Below are 2,165 nucleotides of genomic sequence, written 5' to 3' on the forward strand. Positions count from 1 at the left end.
CAGGAATAAGATTAAGCGCGAACAAGAATTAAATAAATTGAATTAAATAAAAGGTGATGTTCAAAAAAACTGAACATTGATCTAAACTCATCACTATTATTGTGAGAAGAGAGCAAGACCATGATTTCACTCAAGCAAATTCACTATGCTTTGGCTGTCGAGAAAACGCTGCACTTCAAGAAAGCTGCTGAAGCCTGTTCAGTATCTCAGTCAGCACTGAGCACCGCCTTAAGTGAATTAGAAAAGCAGTTGGATATTCAAATATTCGAACGAGACAATAAGAAGGTACTGATTACCCCCACCGGAAAGATGTTTCTGCAACGGGCACAAAGTATCAAACTGGAAGTCGACAGCCTTTATCAACTATCGCAAAACCAGAAAGCGCCTTTAAATCATCCGATGACGGTTGGTGTCATTCCAACAGTCGGGCCTTACTTACTTCCCAAAGTCTTACCTGCACTTCGCCAACAATACCCTGACTTCAAACTGACAATTATCGAAGAGCAGTCTCATGTCCTGGTAGACATGATCCGCAAAGGCGAGATTGATACCGCAATTCTGGCGCTACCCTATCCACATGACGGACTGTTAGCCTTTGAGTTCTTTCAAGAAGACTTTTACTGGCTGACGCGCAATGATGCAGAGCAATCAGGTTTAGATGAAATCACCAGTACCGAAATAGATCAGTCAAAACTAATGCTACTCAAGGACGGTCACTGCCTTAAAGATCATGCCCTAGCAGCATGTAAGCTAAGTAATAATGAACAAAGTGAAACACTAGGCGCGACCAGCCTCAACACTTTGATTCAAATGGTGGCCGGTCGTATGGGTAGTACTCTCGTTCCCGAGATGGCCTTAAAGCAGATAGATAGCCAAAGCGATGACCTCAAAGCAATTCACTTGAATGAACCAGGACCTCATCGCAGAATCGCTTTTTTAAGTCGCCCCAACTATATCGGCGTCAAGAACATTGAGTGCTTAATGGAAGTGTTTGCTGAAGAACTTCGTTAAGAAAAAGTGATCATCTACTTCTATTTTTTGAACTATACAAATTGCACATGACTTGCGAAGCTAACAATGCAAACAATCAATAGGAGAAAGTCGAATGAAAAAGATTATCGAGACAATTAGCCCAAAAGCATCAAAGCATAGTAATGACAAGCCTTCTGCATGTAAGTCCTGCAACTACAGCAATGACTACTACCAGGACAGGGTTTGTCGCTAAACCCATCTAACTGTAGGCAAAGCCTTCCACAGCTCGCATGAGGAGTAGCATGGGGCAGAGTCTGCGAGGGGCGGAACCCTCTGCCTACGCGGGCACTAGGTAAACCGACTTCTGTAGGCAGAGCCTTCCATGGCTCGCAAGCGGGCTAGTACGGGGTTGATCCAGCGAAGGCTGGAACCCTCTGCCTACGGCAATCGTTATTTGTTAGATATAAGAAATACTATATTCATTCTCCTTCGAATAGTTCAAAATAAGCCTAAACTCGCTCCCCTAAGCACCAGGTACCATGTCACAAGCATCATATAAAATGCCAGGATCAAAACCTAAGATTGGTCTAAGCGCCTGCCTTGCAGGATTTGAAGTACGTTATGACGGAAAGCATAAACGCTCATCATTGTGCTTAGACGAATTGAGCAAACACTTCTCTTTTGAAACATTCTGCCCTGAAGCCGCTGCCGGTTTTGGTATACCCCGCCCCAAAATGCGACTTACCGGCAACCCTTCCAGGCCAACGCTACGGTATAACGATGACACTGACTTAACAGGCATAAACTTAGGCCCTCAATTACTTGAAGGCTGCAAAGAGGCCCTTGATAGCTTTGGGTCTTTAGATGGCTTTGTTCTGATGAAAAACTCACCCAGCTGCGGAGTCAGAAACGTCAAAATATTTCAGAGTGACAGCACTATTCACCAACAAGGCGGTATGGGCCTATTCGCGGCAGCCTTGAAGGAAAGGTTCCCTTTATTGCCGATCGAAGAAGAAGTGAATTTGCACGACGAAAGTCAGTATATGGAGTTTGTTAAGCGAGTTCATGCTCACTTTAAATCGCGGAAATGACAAGTATCAGGCGTAACCTATCTTAAGCAAGGGCCACTCGCGCTCAAGGTTATCCTCAGCCCTAATCTCCAATCATTGGCTTATAAAATTACATCTACTGCC

At 44.3% G+C, this 2,165-nt stretch carries 2 protein-coding genes; both read left to right on the plus strand.

Annotation, left to right across the window (positions count from 1 at the left end; genetic code table 11):
* The first annotated feature begins 120 nt into the window (after positions 1-120).
* Positions 121-1,011 (plus strand): hydrogen peroxide-inducible genes activator, encoded by an 891-nt coding sequence (locus tag A3766_RS16410; protein ID WP_068515133.1) that lies wholly within the window; start codon positions 121-123, stop codon positions 1,009-1,011.
* Between the two features lie 500 nt (positions 1,012-1,511).
* The gene (locus A3766_RS16415; RefSeq protein ID WP_068515137.1) at positions 1,512-2,063 is read left to right on the plus strand and encodes a DUF523 domain-containing protein; all 552 of its coding nucleotides are present in this window, start codon (positions 1,512-1,514) and stop codon (positions 2,061-2,063) included.
* The last annotated feature ends 102 nt before the right edge of the window (positions 2,064-2,165 follow it).

The sequence above is a fragment of the Oleiphilus sp. HI0132 genome, assembly GCF_001635845.1.